Annotated in this window: 22 protein-coding genes; 11 read left to right on the top strand and 11 right to left on the bottom strand. The window is 71.0% G+C overall.

The features are described 5' to 3' along the window. Positions 1–158: 158 nt before the first annotated feature. Positions 159–1,151 (bottom strand): diacylglycerol/lipid kinase family protein, encoded by a 993-nt coding sequence (locus tag WMF20_RS40750; protein ID WP_437607105.1) that lies wholly within the window; start codon positions 1,149–1,151, stop codon positions 159–161. A gap of 95 nt (positions 1,152–1,246) precedes the next feature. On the opposite strand from WMF20_RS40750, the gene WMF20_RS40745 reads away from it, so the two are divergent. Then, entirely contained in the window at positions 1,247–2,569 is a 1,323-nt protein-coding gene (locus tag WMF20_RS40745) for a hypothetical protein (protein ID WP_437607104.1), read from the top strand. Positions 2,570–2,605: 36 nt separating this feature from the next. On the opposite strand, the gene WMF20_RS40740 is transcribed toward WMF20_RS40745, so the two are convergent. The 3 genes from WMF20_RS40740 to WMF20_RS40730 all read right to left on the bottom strand — a co-directional run bounded on the left by WMF20_RS40740 (position 2,606) and on the right by WMF20_RS40730 (position 5,746). After that, positions 2,606–4,477 carry a hypothetical protein gene (locus WMF20_RS40740; protein WP_437607103.1) on the bottom strand — a complete coding sequence of 624 codons (1,872 nt, stop codon included), beginning with the start codon at positions 4,475–4,477 and terminating at the stop codon, positions 2,606–2,608. Positions 4,478–4,545: 68 nt separating this feature from the next. Then, on the bottom strand, positions 4,546–5,073 hold the full coding sequence (locus tag WMF20_RS40735) for a peroxiredoxin family protein (RefSeq protein WP_020740296.1): 528 nt from the start codon (positions 5,071–5,073) through the stop codon (positions 4,546–4,548). Between the two features lie 145 nt (positions 5,074–5,218). Further along, positions 5,219–5,746 carry a TlpA family protein disulfide reductase gene (locus WMF20_RS40730; RefSeq protein ID WP_129579315.1) on the bottom strand — a complete coding sequence of 176 codons (528 nt, stop codon included), beginning with the start codon at positions 5,744–5,746 and terminating at the stop codon, positions 5,219–5,221. Positions 5,747–6,096: 350 nt separating this feature from the next. Between WMF20_RS40730 and WMF20_RS40725 the strand changes: the two genes are divergently transcribed. The 3 genes from WMF20_RS40725 (at position 6,097) to WMF20_RS40715 (ending at position 10,856) form a co-directional block, all read left to right on the top strand. Next, the gene (locus tag WMF20_RS40725) at positions 6,097–7,404 is read left to right on the top strand and encodes a hypothetical protein (protein ID WP_437607102.1); all 1,308 of its coding nucleotides are present in this window, start codon (positions 6,097–6,099) and stop codon (positions 7,402–7,404) included. Between the two features lie 144 nt (positions 7,405–7,548). Continuing rightward, complete coding sequence (locus WMF20_RS40720; protein WP_129579314.1) at positions 7,549–8,649, top strand: Mrp/NBP35 family ATP-binding protein; 1,101 nt, start codon at positions 7,549–7,551, stop codon at positions 8,647–8,649. A gap of 128 nt (positions 8,650–8,777) precedes the next feature. After that, on the top strand, positions 8,778–10,856 hold the full coding sequence (locus WMF20_RS40715; RefSeq protein ID WP_437607101.1) for a S1 RNA-binding domain-containing protein: 2,079 nt from the start codon (positions 8,778–8,780) through the stop codon (positions 10,854–10,856). 78 nt (positions 10,857–10,934) lie between these two features. Here the strand turns inward: WMF20_RS40715 and WMF20_RS40710 are convergent, their stop codons facing one another. Genes WMF20_RS40710 through WMF20_RS40695 form a run of 4 tightly spaced genes read right to left on the bottom strand, consistent with a single transcriptional unit; the run spans position 10,935 to position 15,639 of the window. Continuing rightward, positions 10,935–12,167, bottom strand: coding sequence for an ABC transporter permease (locus tag WMF20_RS40710; RefSeq protein ID WP_437607100.1), 1,233 nt, complete (start codon positions 12,165–12,167; stop codon positions 10,935–10,937). Next, complete coding sequence (locus WMF20_RS40705; RefSeq protein ID WP_437607099.1) at positions 12,164–13,384, bottom strand: ABC transporter permease; 1,221 nt, start codon at positions 13,382–13,384, stop codon at positions 12,164–12,166. Before WMF20_RS40705 ends, WMF20_RS40710 begins: the two co-directional genes overlap by 4 nt. Beyond that, complete coding sequence (locus WMF20_RS40700) at positions 13,381–14,178, bottom strand: ABC transporter ATP-binding protein (protein WP_061628280.1); 798 nt, start codon at positions 14,176–14,178, stop codon at positions 13,381–13,383. The genes WMF20_RS40705 and WMF20_RS40700 overlap by 4 nt, the downstream gene beginning before the upstream one ends. 6 nt (positions 14,179–14,184) lie before the next feature. Further along, positions 14,185–15,639, bottom strand: a complete 1,455-nt coding sequence (locus WMF20_RS40695) for an efflux RND transporter periplasmic adaptor subunit (RefSeq protein ID WP_437607098.1) — start codon at positions 15,637–15,639, stop codon at positions 14,185–14,187. 60 nt (positions 15,640–15,699) lie between these two features. Between WMF20_RS40695 and WMF20_RS40690 the strand changes: the two genes are divergently transcribed. The 7 genes from WMF20_RS40690 (at position 15,700) to WMF20_RS40660 (ending at position 20,198) form a co-directional block, all read left to right on the top strand. Beyond that, positions 15,700–16,341 carry an FKBP-type peptidyl-prolyl cis-trans isomerase gene (locus WMF20_RS40690; RefSeq protein ID WP_437607097.1) on the top strand — a complete coding sequence of 214 codons (642 nt, stop codon included), beginning with the start codon at positions 15,700–15,702 and terminating at the stop codon, positions 16,339–16,341. A gap of 40 nt (positions 16,342–16,381) precedes the next feature. Continuing rightward, entirely contained in the window at positions 16,382–16,612 is a 231-nt protein-coding gene (locus WMF20_RS40685) for a hypothetical protein (RefSeq protein ID WP_129579310.1), read from the top strand. Continuing rightward, entirely contained in the window at positions 16,609–16,911 is a 303-nt protein-coding gene (locus tag WMF20_RS40680; RefSeq protein WP_061628276.1) for a DUF1844 domain-containing protein, read from the top strand. The genes WMF20_RS40685 and WMF20_RS40680 overlap by 4 nt, the downstream gene beginning before the upstream one ends. Positions 16,912–17,096: 185 nt before the next feature. Continuing rightward, complete coding sequence (locus WMF20_RS40675) at positions 17,097–18,059, top strand: trypsin-like peptidase domain-containing protein (RefSeq protein ID WP_129581902.1); 963 nt, start codon at positions 17,097–17,099, stop codon at positions 18,057–18,059. Positions 18,060–18,172: 113 nt separating this feature from the next. Next, complete coding sequence (locus WMF20_RS40670; protein ID WP_437607096.1) at positions 18,173–18,979, top strand: sigma-70 family RNA polymerase sigma factor; 807 nt, start codon at positions 18,173–18,175, stop codon at positions 18,977–18,979. Then, positions 18,976–19,680 (top strand): anti-sigma factor family protein, encoded by a 705-nt coding sequence (locus WMF20_RS40665; RefSeq protein WP_437607095.1) that lies wholly within the window; start codon positions 18,976–18,978, stop codon positions 19,678–19,680. The genes WMF20_RS40670 and WMF20_RS40665 overlap by 4 nt, the downstream gene beginning before the upstream one ends. After that, complete coding sequence (locus WMF20_RS40660) at positions 19,680–20,198, top strand: hypothetical protein (RefSeq protein ID WP_237244559.1); 519 nt, start codon at positions 19,680–19,682, stop codon at positions 20,196–20,198. Before WMF20_RS40665 ends, WMF20_RS40660 begins: the two co-directional genes overlap by 1 nt. Before the next feature lie 22 nt (positions 20,199–20,220). Here the strand turns inward: WMF20_RS40660 and WMF20_RS40655 are convergent, their stop codons facing one another. The 3 genes from WMF20_RS40655 to ruvB all read right to left on the bottom strand — a co-directional run bounded on the left by WMF20_RS40655 (position 20,221) and on the right by ruvB (position 24,601). Continuing rightward, on the bottom strand, positions 20,221–21,381 hold the full coding sequence (locus WMF20_RS40655; protein ID WP_437607094.1) for a sensor histidine kinase: 1,161 nt from the start codon (positions 21,379–21,381) through the stop codon (positions 20,221–20,223). A 35-nt stretch (positions 21,382–21,416) separates the two neighbouring features. Beyond that, complete coding sequence (locus WMF20_RS40650) at positions 21,417–23,444, bottom strand: PAS domain S-box protein (RefSeq protein ID WP_237244557.1); 2,028 nt, start codon at positions 23,442–23,444, stop codon at positions 21,417–21,419. Between the two features lie 134 nt (positions 23,445–23,578). After that, complete coding sequence (gene ruvB / locus WMF20_RS40645) at positions 23,579–24,601, bottom strand: Holliday junction branch migration DNA helicase RuvB (protein ID WP_437607093.1); 1,023 nt, start codon at positions 24,599–24,601, stop codon at positions 23,579–23,581. Between the last annotated feature and the right edge of the window lie 18 nt (positions 24,602–24,619).

Genomic DNA, 24,619 nt, shown 5'->3' with positions numbered 1-24,619 from the left:
TGGGGCTCGATGCAGGGGCTTGCGTGATGGTTTCCAAGGTGCATGGAGCATCGAGCACGCCCGTCACTGGGGTTCACGACGCCGGTCATGATTCCGTCACGCAACGCTCCGCCCGGCACCCGGTGGATCGAGCGCACATCGCCGGCGAGCGCGCGGGCTCAGGGATGCAGGGTCAGGACGTCGATGGCCGGACCGGCGGAGATCCGGATCTCGCTCGCCCGGAGGGGATCTCCGTCGAGGATATAGGGGCCGTCGCCGGGGGCTGGCGCGCCGGGCACAGCGTCGAACCGGACCGTGAAATCGCGGACGAGATCGTCGAAGTGATCCCGACCGCCGATCCGCCGCCCCGCGAGGACGAGCGGGGCGCGCGGGCCCAGCTCCCGGGGGGGAAGCGCGCTGGCGACGAGGTGCGGGCGCTCGAGATCCTCACCGGCCCGGTAGGTGACCCGCATGTGGATGCCGAGATCGCGCACCACGGACGAGCAGACGAGCGACCAGGCGCGCGGGGCGAGCCGCCGCCCCTCCACCTCGATCGTGCAGGGCAGCGGTTCGAGCACGCGCCGCGCGTAAGAGCCGCCGTAGAACGACTCGATGAAGACCCGCGACACGATGCGCGCGGCGGCGCCGTATCCGTCTCCTCCGCGCTCGTAGTAGACATCGAAGAAGCTGGCCACGAGCCCGGTGCCGAAGATGAAGCCGATGCGCTCCTCGACGCCACCGCCGCGCGCCGTCGCTCGCGCGCGCAAGGTGGGCCGACGGACAATCCCAGGGAGGGTGGCGCCACCGCGAAGGCTGCGAGCTTCGTGGATGATCCGCTCGAGGAGCACGGCCGGATCGCCCGTCATGCCCCAGTTGCGCGCGACGGTCGCCACGGTCCCGCCGGGCAGCAGGACGAGGGGCGGCAAGGAGCGCTCGCCGAAGGCGCGGGCGAGCGCCGTGACGCCCGCCATGAAGCTGCCGTCTCCGCCGGAGAGCGCGACCAGATCCGTGCCACGCCGCGCGATCCGGTCGCAGACCTCCGCGAGCTCCGCGACGTTCGAGGTCGGATGGAGCTCCGCAGCGCCAGCGCAGGCGGCCGACATGCGGTCGATGAGCGAAGGCTTCGCCCGGTACCGGCGCGCTGTGGTGTTGACGATGACGTCGATACGCATGGTGCCGGGGCGTGTGCGCCGTATAGAACGGATTCCCCAGGTGGTCGAGCCGAAGGGGCTTCGAGCGCGAACTTCGGCGCGGTAAGAGTCGCCTCATGCACCGCGCGCTCCCCGGGTCGATCCTCGCCGGCCTCCTGTCGCTCGCCGCGGTCGTCGGCTGCGCGAGCTCGGCCTCGATGCGCGCGGCCGAGGCGGGCAGGTTCGACGAGCTGCGCCGCGCGCTCCACGACGAGCTGCGCCGCGGTGCGCTCGACAGCGACGACGCGCGCGCGATCGCCCGAGCGGTCGCGGAGGGGGAGATCGCGCGCGCGACGCCGCCGTCCGGGGTCGATCTCCTGCGCGAGCTCCGGACCTGCGCGCGTCCGCTGGAGGACGCGCTCGCCGAGCGCGCCGCGGGCTCGGACGCGGTCGCGACAGCCGCAGCGATGATCCTCCTCGAGGCAGGGCTCACCGAGCCAGAGCGCGCGAAGCTGTACGCAAACGACGCGGGGGCGGGGAGGTCCCCTGACAAGAACGCGGCGCTCCGCGCGCTGGAGGCGCGGGCCCTCGTCGCAGCCGAGGACGGCGCGGCGCGGCGCGCGCGGATGCTCGACGGAGATCAGGACGTGCGCGTCTCGGCGCTCCGCGCCGCGATCGCGGCGGCGGACCCGAGCGACCGAGGCGCGCTGCTCGAAGCGGCGCGCCTCGACCCGTACCCGCTCGCGCGGACGCTCGCGATCCGCGCCGCCGGCGCGCTCGGCGGTCGAGAGGTCGTGCTGGCGTTGCGCGATCTCTGGACCCTCTCGGATGAACCCGGGCGTGAAGCGATCGCCGAGGCGTGGGCCGCGCCGCGCGCGATCGACGCCGGCGGGCGCGCGCAGCTCCTCTGGGCGATCTCCACCCAGCGCGGCGCGCCCGCGATCGCCGCCGCGCGCGGGCTGGTGCGCGCCGGCGGCGACGGCGCCGGGGAAGCCGTCGCCGTCCTTGTCAGCGCGATCCGCACCAGCCAGACGAGGGACCGCGTCTACGCCATCCTCTCCGCGCCGCTCGAGGATCCCACGGTGCGATCCGCGCTCCTCGAGGCGCGGGAGGATCCGGATGACGCCGTCGCCTTCGCCGTCCATGCCCGCCATGTCGCTGCCCCGCCGCTCCTCATCGCCGCGCGCGAGCGCGCCGCCGCGAGCGCGTGGCTGACGAAGCTCGCCACGGGCACGTCGACCCGCGCGGTGCTCGCGCGGGGCGTCCTCGCCCGCGCGGGCGTCAGGTCCGTCGTGCCGCTCCTGGAGCGCGATCTCCAGTCCCGGGAGATCCCGGTCCGCGAGGCGGCCGGCGTCGGCCTGGTCGATCTCGGCGAGATCCCGCGCGCTGCCCCGCTGGTCGCCGACGCCGATCCCCGGGTCAGGAGCGCGGTGGCCTGCGCGATCCTCAGCGCGTCCTGACCGCCGCCGGTGGCCGCGCGCGGCGCGCTCGTCCGCTCAGAACCTCGAGACGAGCTCGAGCCGCGCGCCCTCGAACGGCGGGAAGGTCCGGCACACGCCGGAGACGCAGCGCAGTCCCCCGCGCCGCTGGCCGACGAAGAGCTGCGCCGTGTCGACGATCTGATCGAGCGCCGTCCTCCTCGAGCCGGATTTCCATTGCAGCCCCCCGCTGAAGAAGTGGCAGAGCTCGCCGTCCTTGCCGGGCGCGCAACCAGGTTGAGACGTGTACTCGTAGCCGAAAATTGCTGCCAGGTGGGGCGACCACTGGAGCGCGAGGTAGTTGTCCCCTTCGACCCAGGACGACTCGAAATTCTCTGGCCTGTAGCGGCGGCGGCTGTTGCCCTGCACCTGGACAGAGAACGCGCCGGCGAGGTGCTTCACGATGTCGTAGCGGACGTAGCCCTCGCTGTAGAAGGTGCGTTCCGGCTCGGCCTCGTCGGAGTGTCGAGCACCGGCCCACGCGCGCACGTGCGAGCGGCTGCGGTCGAAGTGGAGCTCGGTGCCCGCCGCGACGTCCCACGTGTCGGTGCGGTTCGCGTCGTCCTCGATGCAGCCCTCGCTCGCCTTCTCCGTGAAGCTCACGTAACGACCGACCCAGGCGTACACGGCCAGGCTCCGATCGAAGCGGTAGTCGACCCGCCCGCGCCCGCCCGTCACGCAGACGTTCGGCGAGCCGATCGGCTCGACGTAGACGGGCTCCGCCGTGGGAGGTTGGTTGTACGCGAGGCCCTTGTACTCGGGCGCGCTGAAGCCGGGGTTCAGCGGGTCGACATCGATGTTGGCCAAGAGCGACGCGAAGCGGCGATAGTGCTTCCCCTCGAGCGACACGGCGACCGGCCCGCTGCGGGCGTTCGCCGCCGCGTAGATCGCGTAGCCTGGCCGGACGCGCTGGCCCTCTTCCGTTCGGCCCGGCTGGCCGGCCACCTCGACGTACACGTCCCCGTGCTCCGCGATGGAGGGGACGCCGATCGAGCCGCTGAACGTGCCTAGTTCGCCGCGGAGGAGCGCTCCGTTCGCGGCGAGGTGCACGCCCTTCACGGCCGCCTCCAGGCTTCCGCCGAGCACGGTGTCCTCGACGTAGCTCGGCTGCGCCTCCGCGACGTTCCTGACCGGGCGCGGATTCCCTTGCGGGTCCACGGTCGACTCGTGCGTGATCAGGTCGCCCGCGCTGTCCGCGTCGGGGAACCCGAAGAAGAGCGGTGACCCGGAACCGTGCAGCCGCCTGCCGCTCGCGCTGTCGATGCGCAGCGGGTTCAGCTGCCCGGCGAAGGCCGTGGCCTTGAGCCGGAGCAGCGTGAAATCGTGCTCGAGCGCGAGCCTGCCGCCTCGGACCGTCGTGTCGATGGCCAGCTCGTCCATCTTGCGCACGCTGAAGACCAGGCCGCGCCCGAGCTGGGCGTAGAAATCACCCGCCGTCGCCTCGATGCCTGGCTGCGTGTAGGTCACCCAGAGCTTCGCCGGATAGACCGTGTTCCGGTACCGCGAGTGGAGCTCCCGCCTGGCGTCGTTGAGCTCGAACAAGACCTCATCGTGCAGGATCTTCTGCTGCAGGTCGAAGCTGGTCGCCGACGGCGTGCCGACATAGAAGGCGGCGTCGATCCGGGCGCCGAGCTGAAGACGCCACCAGCTGATCTGCGCGTCCAGCCGGTCGAGGATCTCGCCGTAGTGGTCGTCGAGGTAGCGCGACGCGTAGCGAGGATCGTCGTTTCGGTTGTCGAAGTGGTACACCGCGGCCGCGGTGTTCACGACGTCGACGGCCATCGGCTGGCCGCCGACGTCCTGGAAATCGACCGCCGCCGCGGAGCCGGCGGCGAGGAGGAGGGACGCTGCGGGCAGACCGGCGACGGCGGCGTGGAGCAGGGAACGCACCTCGGTTTCCTACCACGGACCTACCGCCCGTGGAGCCCAGCGCGGCGCCGGGCGCGAGCCCTCCGCGCCTACGGCTGGCCGAGCGCCTTCTCGACGTGCTCGGCGAGCAGCGCCTCGTCGCCGGGCTGGTACCCGCCGCGCTTGTGAAGAATCGAGCCGTCTCGGCCGATGAGCACGGAGAACGGGAGCTCGCGCTTCGGGTTGTACTTGGCGGCCACGGTCGTCTCCTCGTCGAGGAGCACGGGGAAAATCATCTCTCTGTCGTGCGCCGTGCTGCTCACCTGCGCGCGGGACTCCGGTCCATCGAGGGATACGGCGAGCACGACGAACCCCTTGTCCTTGTGCTTCTTGTAGAGCTCGACGATGTGGGGCATCTCCGCCAAGCACGGATCGCAGGTGGTCGACCAGAAGTCGATCAATACGACGCTCTTGCCGGCGTAGTCCGAGAGCCTGACGGTCTTGCCGTCCAGGGCGGGGAGCGAGAAGTCCGGCGCAGGGCTCGCCGCCGGGCCGCCAGAGGCGGCGCCGCACGAAGTGGTCGCGAGGCCGAGGACAGTGAACGCCAGCGAGAGCGCGCAGCGGGTAATTCGGTTCATCGAGGGCTTCCGTCGCGGAGGGCCGGCCTGAGCGGCCGACCGGCTTGAGGTCTCAACGTTGCGGACGCCGCGAGAGGCGCCCTGACAGGTTCTCCCGCGGGCGCGCCGAACGGTGGCTCGGCGGCGCGCCCGCGCGGCGGTTCGTTCAGAGCTCGCCGTTCATGATCTTCTCGAACTTCCGCCAGAAACTGCTGTCCTCCGCGGGCACGCCGGAGACGACCTCGATGATGGTCATGTCCTTCGTCCTGACCAGCATGTTCGCCGGGAACGCATCGGCCTGGAAGAGCGCGCCGAGCTTGTACGAAGGGTCGATCGCCGACGGGTACTGCACGTCGTACGTGGTCGTCCAGCGGTACAGGTCGCGCGGCACCGCGGGCTCACCCGGGTTCCTCCCGTCGGCGAGCTGGACCAGGAACTCGCCGCCGAGCGGTTGATACTTCTCGTAAAGCCTGGGCAGGACGGACTCCGCCTCGATCTTGCAGGGGCCGCACCACACGGACGAGACGTCGATCAGCAGCACCTTCGGCTTCGGCTCGCCGGCGCCGTAGGGCGAGCCCTCGGGAAAGACATCCTCCCCGGTCGGGTTGTAGAAGTCGGCGAGCTGAATGGGCTGCATCGTGTCTTTGTGTTCGGCGGCGTTGGCGTACCCGACGAACTGATAATTCGCGATCACCCGGCCGGGGCTGATCCCATACGGCCCAGCCGGATATTGAGCAGCGTTGGCCGCAGGCTGACCCGTCCCTTCGGGAAAAGGAGGAGCCGGGATGGGATCCTCTTCTCCCCCGCAGCCGACGAGCCCCAGGGCTGCGACGACGCCAAGGCCCATCCAAACGAGAACTGCGTCCATTCGCATGATGCCACCGCCTGAAGTATGGTGTAGGAGTGCTCATTCTTCTGGGCGGCACGGGGGGCGTCAAGGGCAACCTTGTCGCCGCCGCTTCGCTCGGGGGCTCGTTTCCGCAATCTCCGGCCAGGCCCGCCGTGCCTGCCCCGATCCGCGGGTGTTTCCCGCGCTGAGGTCCTATGCAGCAGGTTGTCGCCTCTCACAGCGCCCGTCGGCCCCGTCTCCGTCGTATCCACGCCTTCCTGACGCTGGGCTTCCTGGCGAGCGGGGCGGCCCTCGCGATCGGCGCCTGCTCGTCGTCGGACGCGCCGCGGGACGAATGCTTCGGAGGCGTCGTCGTCAACGGCGTCTGTGAGGGCAAGTGCAGGCCGGAGCTCTGCCTGGCGGGCAACACCTGCGTCGGAAACCGCTGCGTGCTCGAGTGCGGCAGCCACCTCGAGTGCACCCCGGGTCTCCAGGACTGTGTGCCCGCCGTGGAAGACGACACAGAAGCCAAGATTTCCGTTTGTAGGCCGAACGGGAAAATGGTGGGTTTTGGGGCACCGTGTCCGTTCGGTTTCGAATGCGGGCACTTCGGGCGCTGCCCCGACGACACGCCGTGCAACCCGATGCAGTGCAACGGTAATCCCGGCGAGTGCCAGCGCGACGCCGTGGCGTGCGGCGACAACCCCGCCTGCACCGCCGGCAAGTGCGGCGACGGTAGCTACTGTTTCATCCCGACCTGCGCTCCCGACCAGTGCACCCCGCTCGGCCTGGAGTGCCTCGGCAAGGGAGAGGGCGACGCCGAGGCGTACTGCACGCAGCCGCATTGCGAGAGCGACGCCGACTGCCCCGGCGGCTTCGAGTGCGCCGTGACCCGCGACGCTCACGCGATCTGCGGCACCGACAAGGGGAATAGCAGCTTCTGCGGCGAGACCGACGAGGAGTGCATCGACCCCTCCACGTTCGGCGAAGGCAACACCTATGAGGAGGGCTCGCTCTGCCTGCTGCGCAAGACCTGCGTCAAGCGCACGCAGTGCGCGCCGTGCAGCTCCGATCTCGACTGCTCGCTCGTCCTGGGGCAGCGCTGCGTCACGATCGGCGGCGAGAGCCGGTGCGCCAGGTCGTGCAGCGAGGACTCCGACTGCGACCTCGACTACAGGTGCGACGGCGACGTGTGCAAGCCGCGGTTCGACCGCTGCGTCGGCGATCCCGGCGGCTTCTGCCATCCGTGCCGCAACGACACCGACTGCGGCGACGCGGACTCCACGATGGAGTGCGCCACCACGCTGCGCGGCCAGCGCGTTTGCCTCGACGCGGCGCTCCCCATCCGGTGCACCCAGGAGAACGCGGACGAGGTCTGCCCGAAGTCGCCCAGCGGGCTCCCCGGCGCGTGCGTGTGCGTCGAAACGAACGCGAGCAGGGAGTGCGTGGACTCGCGGTGCTACCTGCCGTCGCGCCAGCTCGACCCGAGCGACCCGCAGTCCGTGGTCACGTCCTGCTGGTGACGGGGCCGGCCGGACGCGGGGTGGCCGGTGCGCCGCCCGCGGCGAGGCGAAGGCGAGGCGAAGGCGAGGCGAAATCGAGCGGCCGCGAGCGTGGCGCGCTCGCCGGTTGACGGGAATCCGGAGCGGTCCTAACTCCTTCGCCCCATGCCCATCACGAAGGATGCCGCGCTCGCCGCGCTGGCAAAGGTCATCGCGCCGGATCTCCAGCGCCCGCTCACAGACCTCGGGCGCGTCCGGGAGCTCTCGATCGAGGGCGAGGCCGTCTCGCTCACCGTCGAGCTGACCAGCTACTTCAAGCAGCGGCTCGCCGCGGACATCGAGGCGGCGCTGAAGGGCGCCGGCGCGAAGGACGTCCGGATCGCGTGGGACGTCGCCGTCCCGAAGCGCACCATCCTCCCGGACGACCCGTCGCCGGGCGTGCGCAACATCGTCCTCGTGATGAGCGGCAAGGGCGGCGTCGGCAAGAGCACGGTCGCCGCCAACCTGACGCTGGCGCTGAGCCGCGAGGGGGCCAAGGTCGGCCTGCTCGACGCGGACATGTACGGGCCGAGCGTCCCGACCATGCTCGGGGTGATGGGCCGCCCGACCTCCGCCGACGGCCAGAAATTCCTGCCGCTCGAGCGCTTCGGCGTGAAGCTCATGTCGATCGGCTTCCTGCTGGAGGATCCGAGGTCAGCCGTCGTCTGGCGCGGCCCGATGCTCCAGAACGCGCTGCTCCAGTTCATGCGCGATGTGGAGTGGGGTGAGCTCGACTACCTGGTGCTGGATCTGCCGCCCGGGACCGGTGACATCGCGCTGACGATCTCCCAGAAAATGAGGACCACGGGCGCGATCGTCGTGACGACGCCGCAGGAGGTGGCCCTCCAGGATGTGTACAAATCGGTCTCCATGGCCCAGAAGGTCGGGATCGCCCTGCTCGGCGTGGTCGAGAACGAGAGCTACTTCGTGTGCGACGGGTGCAGCAAGCGGCACGAGCTCTTCGGGGCCGGCGGCGGGCAGAAGATCGCCGAGTTCGCCGAGGCGCCGCTGCTCGGCCAGATCCCGATGGACCCCGCCATCCGGGAGTGGGGCGACGCCGGCACGCCGGTCGTTCAGGCTGCCCCGGCCAGCCCGATCGCGCGCGCGTTCCTGGATGTGGCGGAGCGGCTGGCAGGCCAGATCAGCGCCCACAACCTCGCGAGCGGGGGCGGCCTGCGCATCGACCGGAGCGGGGGGACGAACAAGCACCTGCCCATCATGCGGTAGGCTCTCGCGTAAACGTCCCGGGTACGTTATGGTTCCGGCCCCTTCCCCCCAATTGAACCGAGGGGGCCGCTGGAGAGAACGCGAGCACGTTTCGCCCCCATCGGCATGCGTTGTCGCGCGAGGCGCGGATGAATACCCACGAAAATACCACCACGCCGGCGGACGCGCCGGCAGCTCCGGCCGACCAGGGCGGCGCGCTCGAGGCGTCGAACGCGGCGTCCGAGCAAGCAGCCCAGGCTCATGAAGCGGGGTCCACCGCCCCGCACGAGGCGAGCGGCGCGTCCGGCGGAGAAACCCCGCCGCAGGCGAGCTCGACCCAGCCCGAGGCAGAACCGGCCGCAGCGGCACCCGCCGCCCCGGTGAGCGCTGCCGACGACGACGACTGGGAAGAGCAGCCCGGCGACGACATCGGCAACCGCGTCCCCGGCCTGCCGCGGGATGACATCGGCAACCGCAAGCCGGGGGCCCCCCAGGGCCAGGGCAGGCGGGGCGCTCCGGCGGGCGGGAAGCCCGCGCAGGGCGCGAAGCCAGCCCAAGGCGGGAAGCCCGCGCAAGGCGCGAGGCCCGCGCCGGCGGGAGAAGCGGGCGCGGCCGCAGAGGCGGAAGGGGGCGCTGGAAAGAAGCGCCGCCGTCGCCGCCGCCGCAAGGGCGCGGAGGAGGCCGGTCAGCCGGGCGCCGAGGCGGCCGACGCCGCGGCCGAGGCCAGCGACGCCGAGGCGCCCGATGCTGGCGACGAGGAAGGCGAGGAGGAGCAGGCGGCCGACGAGGCGGGGGGACAGCCCCAGCCCGGAGGCGAGAAGCGCAAGCGACGCAAGGGGCAGGGAGCGCCGCCGCCGCGCGAGCGCCCGGCCTTCAGCATCGGCGAAGAGGTGTTCGGCAAGGTCAGCAAGATCACTGACCACGCCATCTGGATCGACATCGCCGGGAAGGCCACGGGGCTCTTCGACCGCCGCGAGATCCTCGATGAAGAGCCGCCCGTCGAGGGCGATCAGTTCATCGCGACGGTGGCGAGCACCGGCGTGCGCGGGGGCATGCTCCTCCTGTCGAGGGCGCCGGTGCAGCTCGATCAGGCGCGTGCGCGCGCCGAGGCCGCGCTCCAGAGCGGCGAGCCGATCGAAGGGTTCGTGACCGGGGCGGTGAAGGGCGGGCTCGAGGTCGACCTCGGCGGCCTCCGCGCCTTCGCGCCGGCGTCGCACGTCGATCTGCGCCACGGCGCCGACCTCAACTACCTCGTGGGGCAGCGGCTCGATTTCATCGTGACGCAGTTCGCGAAGAAGGGGCGCGACATCGTCGTGTCCCGCCGCAAGATGCTCGAGGAGGAGACCCGGAAGGCGCGCACCGAGGCGCTCACGTCGATCGAGCCCGGCTCGCTGCACAAGGGCGTGGTGCGCAAGGTCGTCGCGTGGGGCGTGTTCGTCGCGCTCCCCGACGCCGGCGGCGTCGAGGGGCTGGTCCACATGAGCGAGGCGAGCCACGACCGTGGCGCCAAGCTGGCCGACCTGTTCAAGCCGGGCGCGGAGATCGACGTGAAGGTCCTGCGCGTCGACGACAAGGGCAAGCTCTGGCTGAGCCGCAAGGCCGCCACGGTCGATCCTTGGGACGCGGTGAAGGACAAGTACGCGGTGGGCTCGCGCCACAAGGGCAAGATCGCCCGCCTGCAGCCGTTCGGTGCGTTCGTCGAGCTCGAGCCCGGCATCGATGGGCTCATCCACACGGCCGACCTCTCGATGAAGCCGATCCAGCACCCGAGCGAGGTGGTGAAGGTCGACGACGAGGTCGACGTGGTCGTCGCGAGCTGCGACCCGGCGGGCCGGCGGATCGGGCTCCACCCCGCCCCGCCCGAGGGCGAGGAGAGCGAGCCGCGACAGCGCGTGCAGCAGGGCAGGGCGGTGAAGGTGGCCGTCACGCAGGTGACCGAAGGGGGGCTCGTCGTCCGGGTGCTCGGCACGACGGGGCGAGCGGCCCGCGGCTTCATCCCGGCCGGCCACACCGGCACGCAGCGCGGCACCGACCTGCGCAAGGAGTTCCCCATCGGGACCCAGTTCGACGCGAAGGTCATCGAGGTGGATCCGCGCCGGGGAGAGGCCAAGCTGTCGATCCGCGCCCTCAAGGAAGACGCCGAGAAGCAGGCGTACCAGCAGTACCGCGCGGGCGTCGCGCGCGAGGCCAAGTTCGGCACCTTCGCCGACCTCATGAAGAAGAGCTGATCCCGGGAGGCGCGCGCCGCCTTCGCGGCCGCGCCCCCGCCTCCCTCCGGCCGCCGAGGCGGTCCGCAGGGGTTCGCGCTACTCGCGCCCGAGCGCGTTCACGGGATCCATGCGCGCGGCCCGTCGTGCCGGGAAGAACCCAAAGACGATCCCGATCGCCGTGCTGACCCCGAGCGCGACGCCGAGCGCCGTCGGCTCGAGCCTCATCGGCCAGCCGAGGGCGGTCGAGAACCCGAGGATGACGCCGTACCCGAGCGCGCTGCCGACGATGCCGCCCAGCGTGGCGAGCACGAGCGCCTCGAGCAGGAACTGAAGCAGGATGTCGATCTCCCGGGCGCCGATGGCCATCCGGATGCCGATCTCGCGGGTGCGCTCGGTGACCGACACCAGCATGATGTTCATGACGCCGATGCCGCCGACGACGAGCGACACCGCCGCGATGCTGACGAGCAGCGCCGAGAGCGCCGCGAAGATCGCGTCCTGCATGGCCTGGAACTCCGCCTGGCTCCGGACGGCGAAGTCGTCCTCCTCGCCCTCGTCGATGCGGTGCCGCTGGCGGAGGATCGCCTCGGCCTGCTGCTTGGCGCGCTCGGACGTCTCCGCGGACGTCGAGCTCAGGAGGATCGCGTGCACTTCCCCGGGCCGCGTGGCGACGACGTGCGATCGCATCGTGGTGATGGGCATCAGCACGATGTCGTCCTGGCTCTGCCCGAAGGGCGACGCCCCCTTCTCCTCCAGGACCCCGAGCACGCGGTAGGTCTGTCGGCCGATCCGCACCATCCGGCCGATCGGATCGAGCGACCCGAACAGGTCGCGCGCGGTCTGGGCGCCGATGACGACGACCTTCTCGGAGAGGTTCTCCGAGGCGGGGCTCCACGGCTCTCCCCGCGCCACCTTCCAGCTCCGGATCTCGAAGTAGTTGAGGCGGGTGCCGACGAGCGTCGGGCTCGAGTTCTGGCCCTCGTAGATGACCTGGGCGCTCGACCTGAGGAACGGCGCCGCGATCCGGATGCTCGTCGACTCGCGCACGAGCGCCTGGCTGTCGAGCTCCGAGAGCCGGGCGCCCGTGGTGCTGCGGACGCCCGAGGCGCGCGCGGAGCGCGCGAAGACGATGAGCGAGTTGGAGCCGAGGTTCGAGATCTGCGCGTTCACGTTGGCGCGCGCGCCGCTCGCCAGCGCGGTGACCGTGACCACGGCCGCGACGCCGATCGTGATCCCCAGGATCGTGAGCCCCGCGCGGAGCTTGTTCCGGCGGACGGCGCGCAGCGCGATCACGATCGCCGACAGGACGCGGGTGAGCGTCGACCTCATTCGTGCCTCAGGGCGGTGATCGGGTCCTGGCGCGCGGCGCGGCGCGCCGGGAAGAACCCGAAGACGACCCCGATCGTCGCACTCGTCCCCACCGCGACGACGACCGCGCTGGCCGGCAACGTCATGCTCCAGCCGAGCGCCGCGGCGAAGAGCTGGATGACGACGAGCCCCGCGCCGAGCCCCATCACGCCGCCGATGAGCGACAGCGTGATGGCCTCGACCAGGAACTGGACCAGGATGTCGCCCTCGGAGGCGCCGATCGCCATGCGGATGCCGATCTCGCGCGTCCGCTCGGTGACGCTGACCAGCATGATGTTCATGACGCCGATCCCGCCGACGAGGAGCGACACCGCGGCGATCGACGACAGGAGCATCGTCAGGGTGTCCAGGATCCGCTCCTGCGACGCCCGGAACTCCGCCTGCGTGCGGATCACGAAATCCGGCTCGCCCTCGGGGTCGATCTCGTGGCGCTGCCGGAGGATCCTGTCGATCTGCTCGACCGCGCGATCGACGGTCCGCTCGCTGGTCGCGGCCGCGACGAGCATCTGCACCCTGCCCGGCGCGCTCGGCACGACGCGCGACCGGAAGCTGCCGATCGGCATGAGCAGCCGGTCGTCCTGGTCCTCGCCGAACGGCGATTGCCCCTTCTTCTCGAGCACCCCGATGACCCGGAACGGGTGCTTGCCGATCCGGATGTACTGCCCCACGGCCTCGCCGGAGCCGAACAGGTTCTCCCGGACGGTCTCGCCGATCACGCAGACCTTCGTCTTGAGCTGCTCGTCCGACTCGGTCCAGCCGTCGCCCTTGGCGACGCGGTAGGAGAGGATCGTGAGGTAGCTCCGCGTCACGCCCATGACCTGGGTCGCGACGTTGGCCTCTCCGGCCACGATCTGCGTCGACGTGGAGCTGAACGGGCTCAGCGCGGTGACGCTGGTCGACTCCTTCAGGATCGCGAGCCCGTCGGCCTCCGACATCCGCACGACCTCGCGGCGCTTCAGCCCGGAGGCCTGCGTCGACTGCGGGAAGATGTAGATCGAGCTCGCGCCCAGGCCCGAGATCTCGCCCAGGACGCGGTTGCGTACGCCCGTCCCGAGCGCCACCACGATCACCACGGCCGCGACCCCGATCAGGATGCCGAGCACCGTGAGGGCGGCGCGGAGCTTCGAGCGGACGATGGCGCGCAGGGCGATGCGGATGGCGGCAAGGTAGCCCCTCACGGCGCCTGCTCGTCGAGCTCCGCCCCGGAGGGCGGCAGCGCGGCCAGGGCCACCGCCGCGTCGACGGGGCGCTCGTTCCTGAGATCGCTGCGGACCTCGCCGTCGCGCATCGTGATCACGCGGCTCGCGCAGGCGGCGATGTCCGGCTCGTGGGTCACGAGGACGATGGTGATCCCTTCCAGGTTGAGCCGCTGCAGGAGCCCGAGCACCTCGTAGCTCGTGCGGGTGTCGAGGTTGCCCGTGGGCTCGTCGGCGAGGAGCAGCGGCGGGGAGGTGACGAGCGCTCGCGCGATGGCGACGCGCTGCTGCTGGCCGCCCGAGAGCTGGTTCGGGGTGTGGTGCAGGCGCTCGGCCAGCCCCACCGCGCTGAGCGCCTCGAGCGCGCGCCCGCGCCGCTCCGCCGCGCCGACGCCCCGGTAGACGAGCGGCAGCTCCACGTTCTCGAGCGCCGTGGTGCGCGGCAGCAGGTTGAAGCCCTGGAAGACGAACCCGATGAGGCGATTCCTCACGATCGCGCGCGCGTCGTTGCTGCGCCGGGTCACGTCGAGCCCGTCCAGCCGGTACGTGCCTCGGGTCGGCCGATCGAGGCACCCGATGATGTTCATCAGGGTGCTCTTGCCCGAGCCGCTCTGCCCGACGATGGCGACGAAGTCGCCGTGCTGGATGGTCAGATCCACGTGGCGGAGCGCCCTCACGACGACCGCCTCGGTCGTGTAGTCCTTGCCGACGCTCGAGAGCTCGATGAGCGGCTCGTCTCGGAGCACCGCGGCGACGGCCTGGCTCTGGGGCAGCATCGCGCCTCAGAACAGCCGGGGGCCGCGCCCCCTGCCGCCCGTGGATGGACCGTCGTTCTCGTCGATGACGAGCTTGACCGGCCCGAGATCGGTGAGCAGCGCGGTGAAGATGCCGTCGGTGATCCCGACGTCGACGACGCGCGGCTCGATCTTCTCCGCGCCCGGCGTGGCGTCGGTCAGCACGTAGACGCGGCCCTTCTTCGGCGGGAGCGGCTCGAGGGGCGGCGCCTTGATCTCCTTGCCGTCCTTGTCCCGCTCCGGGGCCGGCTTGAACCGCAGCGCCGCGTTCGGCAGCCGCCGCACCCCCTTGGCCTCGGAGGACCGGATGCTGACCGTGGCCGTCATGCCCGGCCGCAGCTTGACGTCCGGGTTGTCGACCTCGACGACCGCCGCGTACGTCACAACGCCGGACTGGTTGAGCGGGCTGTAACGCACCTGGCTCACCGTCCCCCGGAACGTCTCGCCCGGAAAGGCGTCGACGCTGACGTCCGCCTCGATGCCCTCGCGGAGCCGCCCCACGTCCGCCTCGTCGATGTCGGCGAGCACGCGCATCTTGCGCAGATCCTGGGCGATCACGAAGAGCGTGGGCGCCTGGAAGCTCGCCGCCACGGTCTGCCCGGGATCGATCGCGCGGCTGATGACGACCCCGTCGATGGGCGAAAAGATGCGCGTGTACTGGAGGTTCGTCGTGGAGGAGCGGAGCACCGCCCTGAGCTGCGCCACCTGCGCCTTCGCGGCCGCGAGGTCGGCGAGCGCCACGTCGTAGGCGCCCTGCGCCGTGTCGAGATCGGCCTGTGAGCCCACCCCCTCCGCGACCATCTTCTTCGCGCGTTCGAGCCGCTGCTTGGCGGTCCCCAGCGAGGCCTCGGAGCGCACGACGCTCGCGTTGGCCGCCTCGAGCTGCGCCTGGTTGGAGTCGATCTGCGCCCCGAAGAGCGTCGGATCGATCTCGGCCAGCACGTCGCCGGCCTTCACGATGCTGTTGAAGTCCACGTAAACCTTGGTGATTCGCCCCGAGACCTGCGCGCCGACCTGCACCTCGGTGAGCGGTTTGACCTGCCCCGTCGACTGCACCACCTCGATCACGTCGCCCGTCGTGATGTCGCCCGTGACGTAGCGGGGCGGCGGCGGTGGGCTCGTCCGGATCCTCCACACGACGATCCCTGCGACGAGCGCGGCGACGATCGCCAAGACGCCGAGCCGCCCGAGCCAGCGCCTCGTCCCCACCCGCGCGAGCTCCTGCTCCAGGCTCTCCCGCCCGCGGCCGGGAGGCGGTCCACCCGCGCGTGGGCCCTGGGCCGACGCGCCGCCGCGCGGGGGAGGCGCTGCCGAGGCCGGTCGGGTCCCGCCCGGCTGCGCCTCCTCGGGGCGGACGCGCTCCGCTTCCGGGGTGGCCTGCGTCGCAGGGGCCGACGCGTCGAGAGGGTCGCGACCGGTCGCCCGAGCCATGGAATCGGCCATCGGACGTCCTCATAGCATGCCGCTGCGCGGGCGCGGCTCGCTTGAAACCGCGGAAGCGCCATGGCAGACCAACCGCCGCCTATGGAGTCGCTGCCCATCGCAACGGACACGGTCGTCACGCTGTCCTACGTCCTGTTCAACGAAAACGGTGAGGCGGTGGACCAGGCGTCGACCGCGGAGCCGCTCATCTACGTGCACGGCTATGCCCAGATCGTGCCTGGCCTGGAGCGCGCCCTGGAGGGCCTGCGCGCCGGCGAGCAGCGCGAGATCACCGTCGAGCCGGCAGAGGCGTTCGGCGAGCGCGAGGACTCCGGCGTCTTCGAGGTCGACAAGGCCGATTTCCCCGACGCGGGCGAGGTCGAGGTCGGCGACGAGTTCGTCGCCCAGGGGCCGGACGGAGAGCCGGTCGCGCTCCGGGTTGTCGACATCCTCCCCGACGGTTTCCGGGTCGACACGAACCACCCGCTGGCAGGCCAGAAGGTGCGCTTCCAGGTCCAGGTGAGCGATGTGCGCGCCGCCAGCGAGGAGGAGATCGCGCAGGCTCAAGCCGAGCTGGAGGAGCGCATCGAGGAGTCCGAGAGCGGGTGCTGCGGCCACGATCACGACCATGACCACGATCACGGCCATGACCACGAGCACGGCCATGACCACGAGCACGGCCATGGAGAGGTGCTCGTGACGCTCTCGAAGAAGTCGTCCTAAGCCCGCCGCGAACGGGCGGGTTGTCCGAGGAGATCACATCATGACCGTAGGTGAGAAGGGCAAGCTGACGGAGCTGCAGCTCGACCGCCGGGTGCGCGAGCGCCTCCTGGCGAGCGGTACGCTCAGCGCTGCGACCATCGAGACGCACCTCGCGAGCTTGCCGGACGTGGAAGAGCAGGCCGAGACGATCGCGGTCGATCAGCCGGCGCTCGGCGGAGCAGCGCACGCGCCGCGGGTCGAGCCTGAGCTCGACGACGAAGGGTCCGAGTGAGCGACGCGAAGGAACAGGAGGATCTCCCTCCGGCCGGGGGCCCCCCGGAGCTGCCGACGCTCGACTTCTCGACGTTCGTGCTGTCGATCATCGGCTCCGCGTACGTGCACCTGGGCGACGCGCCCAGCCCTGACGGCAGGGAAGAGCAGAACTTGGTCCTCGCGCATCAGGACATCGATCTGCTCTCCCTGCTCCAGGAGAAGACCAAGGGGAACCTCACGGGTGACGAGGAACGCCTGCTCGAGCAGGCGCTCTACGATCTGCGGATGCGCTACCTCGAGGTCTCGAAACGCTCGTGACCGCCGGCGTCAGGGCTCTTTCGTGGGTCCTCCTCGCCTGGCTGGTCGCCGCGTGCAGCAAGGCCTCTCCCGGCCACTCTTCCGGCGCGAGCAGCTCCGCCGTCCCTCCGGGCGCCGTGCCGGTGGTCAGCCTCCCCCCGTCTCCTCCTACGCCGTCGCCTCCTCCGATCGTCCGCTCCGAGGGCATGCCCGGCTCCTTCGCGCCGCTCGCGCGCAGGGCCGACCCAGCCGTCGCCACGGTCAAGGCCCGCGTCGAGCGGCAGCAGCACCCGGGCGGCCGCCGCCGCACGGTCGCCGAGGGGCTCGGGACGGCCTTCGTCTACGACCCCGAGGGCTTCCTGCTGACGAACAACCACGTCATCGAGGGCGCGACGGACATCCTCGTGAGCTTCGTCGACGGACGCGACATCAAGGCGACCGTCGTCGGCCGCGACAAGCACACGGACGTCGCCGTGCTGAAGGTCGAGGAGAAGGGGCTCCCGTCGCTGCCGCTGGGCGACTCGGACACCATCGAGGTCGGCGACTGGGTGGTCGCGATCGGCAACCCTTTCGGCCTCTCCCACACGGTCTCGGCGGGCATCCTCTCGGCCAAGGGCCGCACCCGGGACGACGTGAAGGGGCTCGACCCGAGCGGCTATTTCAACTTCCTCCAGACGGACGCGAGCATCAACCCGGGCAACTCCGGCGGCCCGCTCCTGAACCTCAAGGGCGAGGTGGTCGGCATCAACGCGGCCGTGCGCGCCAACGCGAACAACATCGGGTTCGCGATCCCGATCAACATGGTGCGGCAGCTCCTGCCGATGCTGCTGCGCGACGGGAAGATCCGCCGGAGCCAGGTCGGGGTGATCGTCGATGTCCTCAACTCGATCGAGGCGGGGCGGCTCAAGCGGCCGGATCGGAAGGGGGCGTGGGTGAAGACCGTGGTGGCTGGGGGGCCCGCGGACCGGGCCGGCATCGCGCCGGACGACGTGATCATCGGCTTCGAGGGAAAGCCGATTTCCGACCCGAACGAGCTCAGGTGGATGGCCAGCATCGCCGGCGTGAACAAGGTCGTTACGCTCCGCGTCGCGCGGCTCGAGCGGGTCTTCGATGTGCGCCTCACGCTTGGCGAGCTCCCCGAGCTCAACGAGGAGACCGATGAGCCGTGAGCCGGGCGACCCCGACCTTGTGCCCGGCACGCCCGCCGGCCGCCGCGCGCCCGGCCGGGGCATCCGCCGCGCGACGTTCCTCGTCCCCCAGCCCCCTCAGGTAAGCTGATCCCGTGGCCTCTCTACCTTCCTCCCCGGACGAGCTCGAGCCGGTCGCTCCTCCCGGCCATCCCGGCGACGCGCCGCGCGACATCGAGGGCGACGTCCTGCCCGCAGGGGGCGACCACCGCGGAGCGCAGCAGCTCCACGCGCGCCTGAATAGCGCTTCCGCCCGTGCGTCCAATCGCGAGGCGCGACGGCGGGAAGCGGAGGAAGATCGTGAGCTCATCGAGCGGGCGCAGAAGGGGGACCAGGCGGCGTTCCGCTCGCTCGTGGAGCGGCACCAGCGCCGGGCGTTCGCGATCGCGATGGGGCTCGTCCGCGACGAGAACGACGCGCGCGAGCTCGTGCAGGACGCGTTTCTCCGCGTCTACAAGGGGCTCGGCTCCTTTCAGGGCGGCTCCTCGTTTTTTACCTGGCTTTACCGGATCGTCACCAACCTGGCGATCGACCTCATGCGCAAGCCGGGGCGCCGCGACGTCGAGCTCCAGGAAAACCAGGCAGCTGAAGAGCAGTCCGACTTTCCGCTCGTCGCCCGGATCGACGGCGCGGACCCCCTCAACGTCGTCCGCCGCCGGGAGATCGCCGGGCGCATCCAGGCCGCGCTCGATGCGCTGCCGCCTTACCACCGAGGCGTGATCCTGATGCGGGAGGTCGAGGGCATGTCCTACGAGGAGATGGCGCAGGCGATGGGGGTCTCGAAGGGGACGATCATGAGCCGCCTGTTCCACGCCCGTCAGAAGCTTCAGCGCGCCCTCGCTGACTGCTACGCGGAGGAAGAGGGCAAGGGAGCCGCAGAGGACCCGGAGGAGATCGCGTGAGCACCGCCAACAGCAGCAAGGCGAATCACGGGGATGCGAGCGCCCCGCCGACGGATCTGGAGCTGATGCTCTATGTCGACGGTGAGCTCGATGAGGCGCGCCACCGGCAGGTGGAGGAGTATGTACTCCACGATCCGCGCTGCCGAGCGAAGGTCGCAGGGCTCGTCACCGCAGCCGACATGATTCGGGACAGCGCGCTCGCCTCCAGCGCGGCCGACGGCATCGCCGACGGGGTCATGGCGAAGATCCTCGAAGGGCAGGGGGCGGCCGCGAAGGCCAACGGAGGCGCTGTCGTGCAGCCGCTCGCGGCGCCGCCGCCGGCCGCTCCGCCGCGCGCGCGGGCGCGGCTTCAGGGATCGCCGGCCAACGACAACGCGCGCGGGATCTTCGCGCTGACGGCGCTCGCCGTGGCCGCGGCCGCCGCGATGATGGTCTGGGGCCGGACCGACGTGGAGGCGCCCAGCGCGGCGCTGACCGCGACGGCGCCCTCCGCGGAGCTCGCCCCGCCGCCCGCCGCACCGACGCACGAGCCCGTCGCCGCGCCCACCGCCGAGGGCGAGATCGAGCCGGGCGTCGAGATCGCCGCGGTCGACTTCGGGGCGCGCATGGGATCGATCTTCTACGTTCCGCGGGAGGCCGCGGCCTCAGGCCCGACGACCACGGTGGTTTGGCTCTCCGATGAGGGTCCGGGAGGACAGTGATGAGATTTCTTGCGAGTGCGATCACCGCGATCATGGTCCTGGCGCTCGGCGTGAGCCCTTCCCCCGCCGTCGCGCAAGGCAAGGCGCCGACCCCCGCCCCGGCGGCGCCGTCCGACGCCGCGATCACGACCGAGGTCGTGGTCCTCCACGCGACGAACGACGGGTCGGGCATCGATCCGAAGATCGGCAAGATGCCCGAGCTCGGGAAGCCGCCGTTCTCGGCGTACAACAGCTACAAGCTCCTCGATCGGCTGAAGATCAGCCTGCAGAAGGGCAAGCCGACCACCACGAAGCTGCCGAACGGCAGCGTCCTCATGGTGTCGCTGAAGGACGTGGTGGCCGCGAAGAAGCAGGACGAGCCGAAGCGCTTCGTCGTCAGCGCGAGCATCCAGAAGCCAGGCGGCAACACGTTCCTGCCGCTGCTCGAGGTGAACGCAAAGGCGGGCGAGAATTTCTTCGTGGCGGGTCAGCAGCACCAGGGCGGCGTGCTCGTGCTCGGCATCAAGGTCGCGCCCTGAGCCGAGGGCGCTCGGCTCCCGCTCAGCGGCGGCCCGAGGACGGCAGCGCGACGGGCAGGTCGAGGTAGAAGGCCGTCCCGCGCGGGGCACACGCCTCCGCGCGGATGCTGCCGCCGTGCGAGGCGACGATGTTCCTGACGATGCTCAGGCCGAGCCCGGTGCCGCTCCCGTCGGTCTTGGTCGTGAAGAAGGGGTCGAAGATCCTCGGCAGGTGCTCGACGTCGATCCCGTGCCCCTCGTCCTGGATGGTCACCGTGATGTAGCCGTCCTCCGGCGACATCGCGGTGGTGATGCCGAGACAGCCGCCGTGCTCGTGCATCGCGTGCGCGGCGTTCGTGAACAGGTTGACGAACACCTGCGTCAGCGGGTCGATGACGCCCCGCACGGGAGGTATCTCGCCGAAGCATCGCTCGACGGTGACGCCGGTCTGGTCGAGCAGGTGCTCGCAGAAGACCAGCGCGCGCTCGATGATGTCGTGGAGGGAGACGGCGCCCGGCTTCTCCGTGGACGGCCGCGCGTAGGTGATGAGGTCGCGCGAGAAGCGGAGGATGCGGTCCGCCGCCTCGTTGATCCGCGCGAGCCGCTCGATGTCCGAGGGATCGAAGCCGCTGCGCTCGCCCTTGCGGCGCAGGTACTCGGAGTAGGCGAGGATCGAGGTGAGCGGGTTGTTGAGCTCGTGCACCACGCCGGCGGCCATCTTCCCGAGGGAGGCCAGCTTCTCGGCCTGGATGACCTGGGCGCGCAGCGACTCGTGCGCGCGCGCCTCGCGGAGCGAGGCGCCCAGGGTGAGCACGAGCCGGTCGACCAGCGCCTGGATCGGCGCGCTGTCGAGGTGCCCGGCGTCGTCGGCCGCGATGTGCATCGTTGAGCGCCCTTCGGGCTCGATGGCCGCGACGCGCTCGAAGGCGAACTCCGGGAGGAGCCGCGCCGGATCGCGGCCGTCGTCGCGGCGCGGGCGCGGCGATACCCGGACGACCACCTGCGCGCACGTCGCGCCCGGGATGTACACGCCGAGACCGCAGTCGGGGAGCATCTTCGCGGCTGCGCCGAGCAGCGCCGAGGCGCGCTGCTCGGCGGAAGCGGACGGATCCAGCTCGCTCGACGCGATCAGCAGGTTGTCGATCCACTCGAGCGGGAGGTCCCGGGTGAGGGGCTTTCGAAGCGTGACGGGAGCGTCGGACAACGGCCGCTTCCCCAGGCGCTCCGCGCTCCTCCCGCTCACCCGATCACCCTGTTCGGGTCGTCGCCGCTCGATCTGTCGAGATCGATGATCTTCGCGGCGCCGACGTAGGATTTCGTCTCATAGCGGGTGATCTTGCCGATCTTGCGGACGATCTCCGCCATCCGCTCGGCCTCGCTGCGGATCGTGGCCGCCGCCCCCTTGATGGGGGACGCGTCGTCGATCCGGCGGCAGATCAGCTCGGCGTAGCCGAGCACGCTGGTGAGGGGCTGGTTCAGCTCGTGCGCGGCCGCGCCCGCGAGCTCCGCGATGATGGCCTGCTTCTCGCGAGCGCGGAGCTCCTCCTGCGCCTCGGTGAGGCGGGCCTCCATCCGCATCCGCTCGCGCAGGTCGGTGAAGATGCCGACGGAGCCGACCGGGACGCCGTTCTCGAAGATCAACGCCGCGGAGAGGTGCACCGGGATGCGCGACCCGTCCTTGGCGAGGACCTCGGTCCGGTAGCCCTCGAGCCGGCCGGGGCCGCCGTGCTCCTTCGCGTGGATGAGCCTCATGATCTGCTCGGCGTTGTGGTCGGGGTAGAGCGCGCGGACGTTCATCGCGCCGACGACCTCCTTCGCGTCATAGCCGTAGATCCGCTCGGCGGCGCGGTTGAAGAGCAGGACGACGCCCTCCATGTTGGCCGACACGATCGCGTCGACGGAGCTCTCGATGACCCGCTCCAAGAACTCCTTTGTCTTGGTGAGCTCCGCCTCGGTGGCGCGCTCCGTGGTGACGTCGCGGAAGCTGACCAGGACGGCGCCGCTCTCCTCCCGGAGGACGCTGCTGAAGCTGAAGCTCAGGATGAGCTTCTCGTGCTCGGGCTCGCCCCGCCTCACGGTGAAGTCCACCATGTGCGGGAACGACCCCTTGGCGAAGCCGGCCCGGATCTCCTCGAGGAGCGGGTGCTCGCGAGGGTCGACGAGGTCGGCCAGGTTCGCCTTCTCGAGGTCCTCCGCCGTGCGCCCGGTGATCGCCTGGGCGCGCGGGTTGGAGAAGAGGATGTGGCCGTCGGGATCGACGACGATGATGCCGTCCGCCGTCGAGTGGAAGAAGTCGGCGTAGCGCTGGAGCGCCTTGAGCCGGCGCTCCGCCTCGAACCGGGCGAAGGTGCTCTGCTGCGTCTGATCGCGGAGCGACTGCAGGATGCGCGCGTTGCGCAGGGCGATCGCCGTGGCGCTCGCGACCGTGCGCGCGAGCGAGAGCTCGTGCGCGTGGGGGGCCACCGGCTGCCGCCCGCGCAGGAAGAGCACGCCGAGCGGCTTGTCCTCGAACAGGATCGGCAGGAGGGCGAGCGAGCGGAACGCGTTCTCCGGGAGCTCGGCGCGCACGATGTCGAACAGCGGGTGCGCCTTGGCGTCGTCGATCACGAGCACGTCGCCCGTGCGCATGACGCGCTGGATCTCCGGGTACTTCCCGAGATCGATCGGCAGATCGCGGAGCTCCTTGTCGTCGCTCGCGGCGACCACGTAGCCGACGTCGCCCGAGTCGCGCACGAGCACGATGCTGCAGCGGTCGACGCGCGCCACCTCGGCGATGCGGCGCACGACCGTGAAGAGGATGTTCCGGAAGTCGAGCGTCGAGGAGAGCGCCTGCGTCAGCTCGAGGACGACCTTCGCGTCGTGCTCCTTGCGCGCGAGCGCGTCGACGTAGTCGCGGATCCGGAGCTGCCCGCGGATGCGGGCGATGAGCTCGGCCGGGCGAAACGGCTTGCGGATGAAGTCGTCCGCGCCGAGCTCGAAGGCGCGGGCGACCTCCTCGTCCGCGTCGAGCGCCGTCAGCACGACGACCGGGACGTCCTGCGTGCGGCGATCGTCCCGTACGGCGCTGAGGACCACGTAGCCGTCCGGAGGCGGCATCACCAGATCGAGCAGCACGAGCGCGGGCACGCTCGCCTTGAGCCAGGCGAGCGCCTCCGCGCCCGAGGTGACGGCGACGGTCTCGATGCCCGCGTCGGCCAGCGCGTGCAGCAGCATCTGCCGGCTGACGGCGTCGTCATCCACGACGAGCACAGGATCACGGCGAGACACACCGCAAGCTTATCGATTCCACGCTGGAGCGATGAGAGAATTCCGGATCACGGCGCAACGCCGGCGCGCTCACCAAGCGCGGCGGACGACGCGTGGCGGCGCGGCGCATCGGGGCGCCGCGCGCGCGGCGCGGGTCACGAGAAGAGATCCCCCTGCTTCGACGCGGGAGCCGCGACGCCCAGGTGCTCGTACGCGCGGCGGGTCGCGATCCTGCCCCGGGGCGTGCGGCCGAGGAAGCCCTGCTGCAGCAGGAACGGTTCGTACACGTCCTCGATGGTGTCGCGCGGCTCACTGAGCGCCGCGGCCAGGGTGTCGACGCCCACCGGGCCGCCGTCGTAGTGATCCATGATGACGCGCAGCAGCCTGCGGTCCATCTCGTCGAGGCCGGCCGCGTCGATCTCGAGCCGCTCCGCCGTCTTGCGCGCGATCGCCATGGTGATCGCGCCGTCGCCGAGCACCTCGGCGAAGTCGCGCACCCGGCGCAGGAGGCGGTTGGCGACGCGAGGGGTGCCCCGCGAACGCGCGGCGATCTCGCGCGCTCCCCCGGCGTCGATCGGCACGTCGAGCAGGCCGGCGCTGCGCTGCACGATGCGCTCGAGCTCCTCGACGGGGTAGAAATCGAGGCGGACGACGTGGCCGAACCGCGACAGCAGCGGCGCGGTGAGCAGCCCGGTGCGGGTGGTGGCGCCGACGAGCGTGAACGGCTTCAGCGCGAGCTGGATCGTCGTCGCGTAGGGGCCGTCGCCGGTCATGATGTCGATCTTGAACGACTCGATCGCGGGGTAGAGGCTCTCCTCGACCGCCGGCGTGAGCCGGTGGATCTCGTCGATGAAGAGCACGTCGTTGCGCTCCAGCTTGGTGAGCAGCCCGGCCAGCGCGCCCTTGTGCTCGATCGCCGGCCCGCTCGTGACGTGGAGGGTGACGCCCATCTCGCGGGCGAGGATGTGGGCGAGCGTCGTCTTGCCGAGCCCGGGCGGACCGCAGAAGAGCATGTGGTCCAGCGGCTCGTGCCGGCGGCGCGCGGCCTCGACGAAGACCTTCAGGTTCTCCGTGTGCTTGGCCTGGCCGACGTACTCGGCGAGCGAGGCAGGCCGGAAGAGGCGGTCGAAGCGATCGTCGTCGCCTGTCTCGGCAGGAGAGAGCGCCCGTTCAGGCATGCCCCGGGAGTACCGCGG

Origin of the sequence: Sorangium sp. So ce834 (assembly GCF_051521425.1) — a bacterium.
GTDB classification, from domain to species: domain Bacteria; phylum Myxococcota_A; class Polyangia; order Polyangiales; family Polyangiaceae; genus Sorangium; species Sorangium cellulosum_D.
Note: the sequence above shows the minus strand (reverse complement) of the source record. Positions and strands in the feature narration are given on the sequence as shown.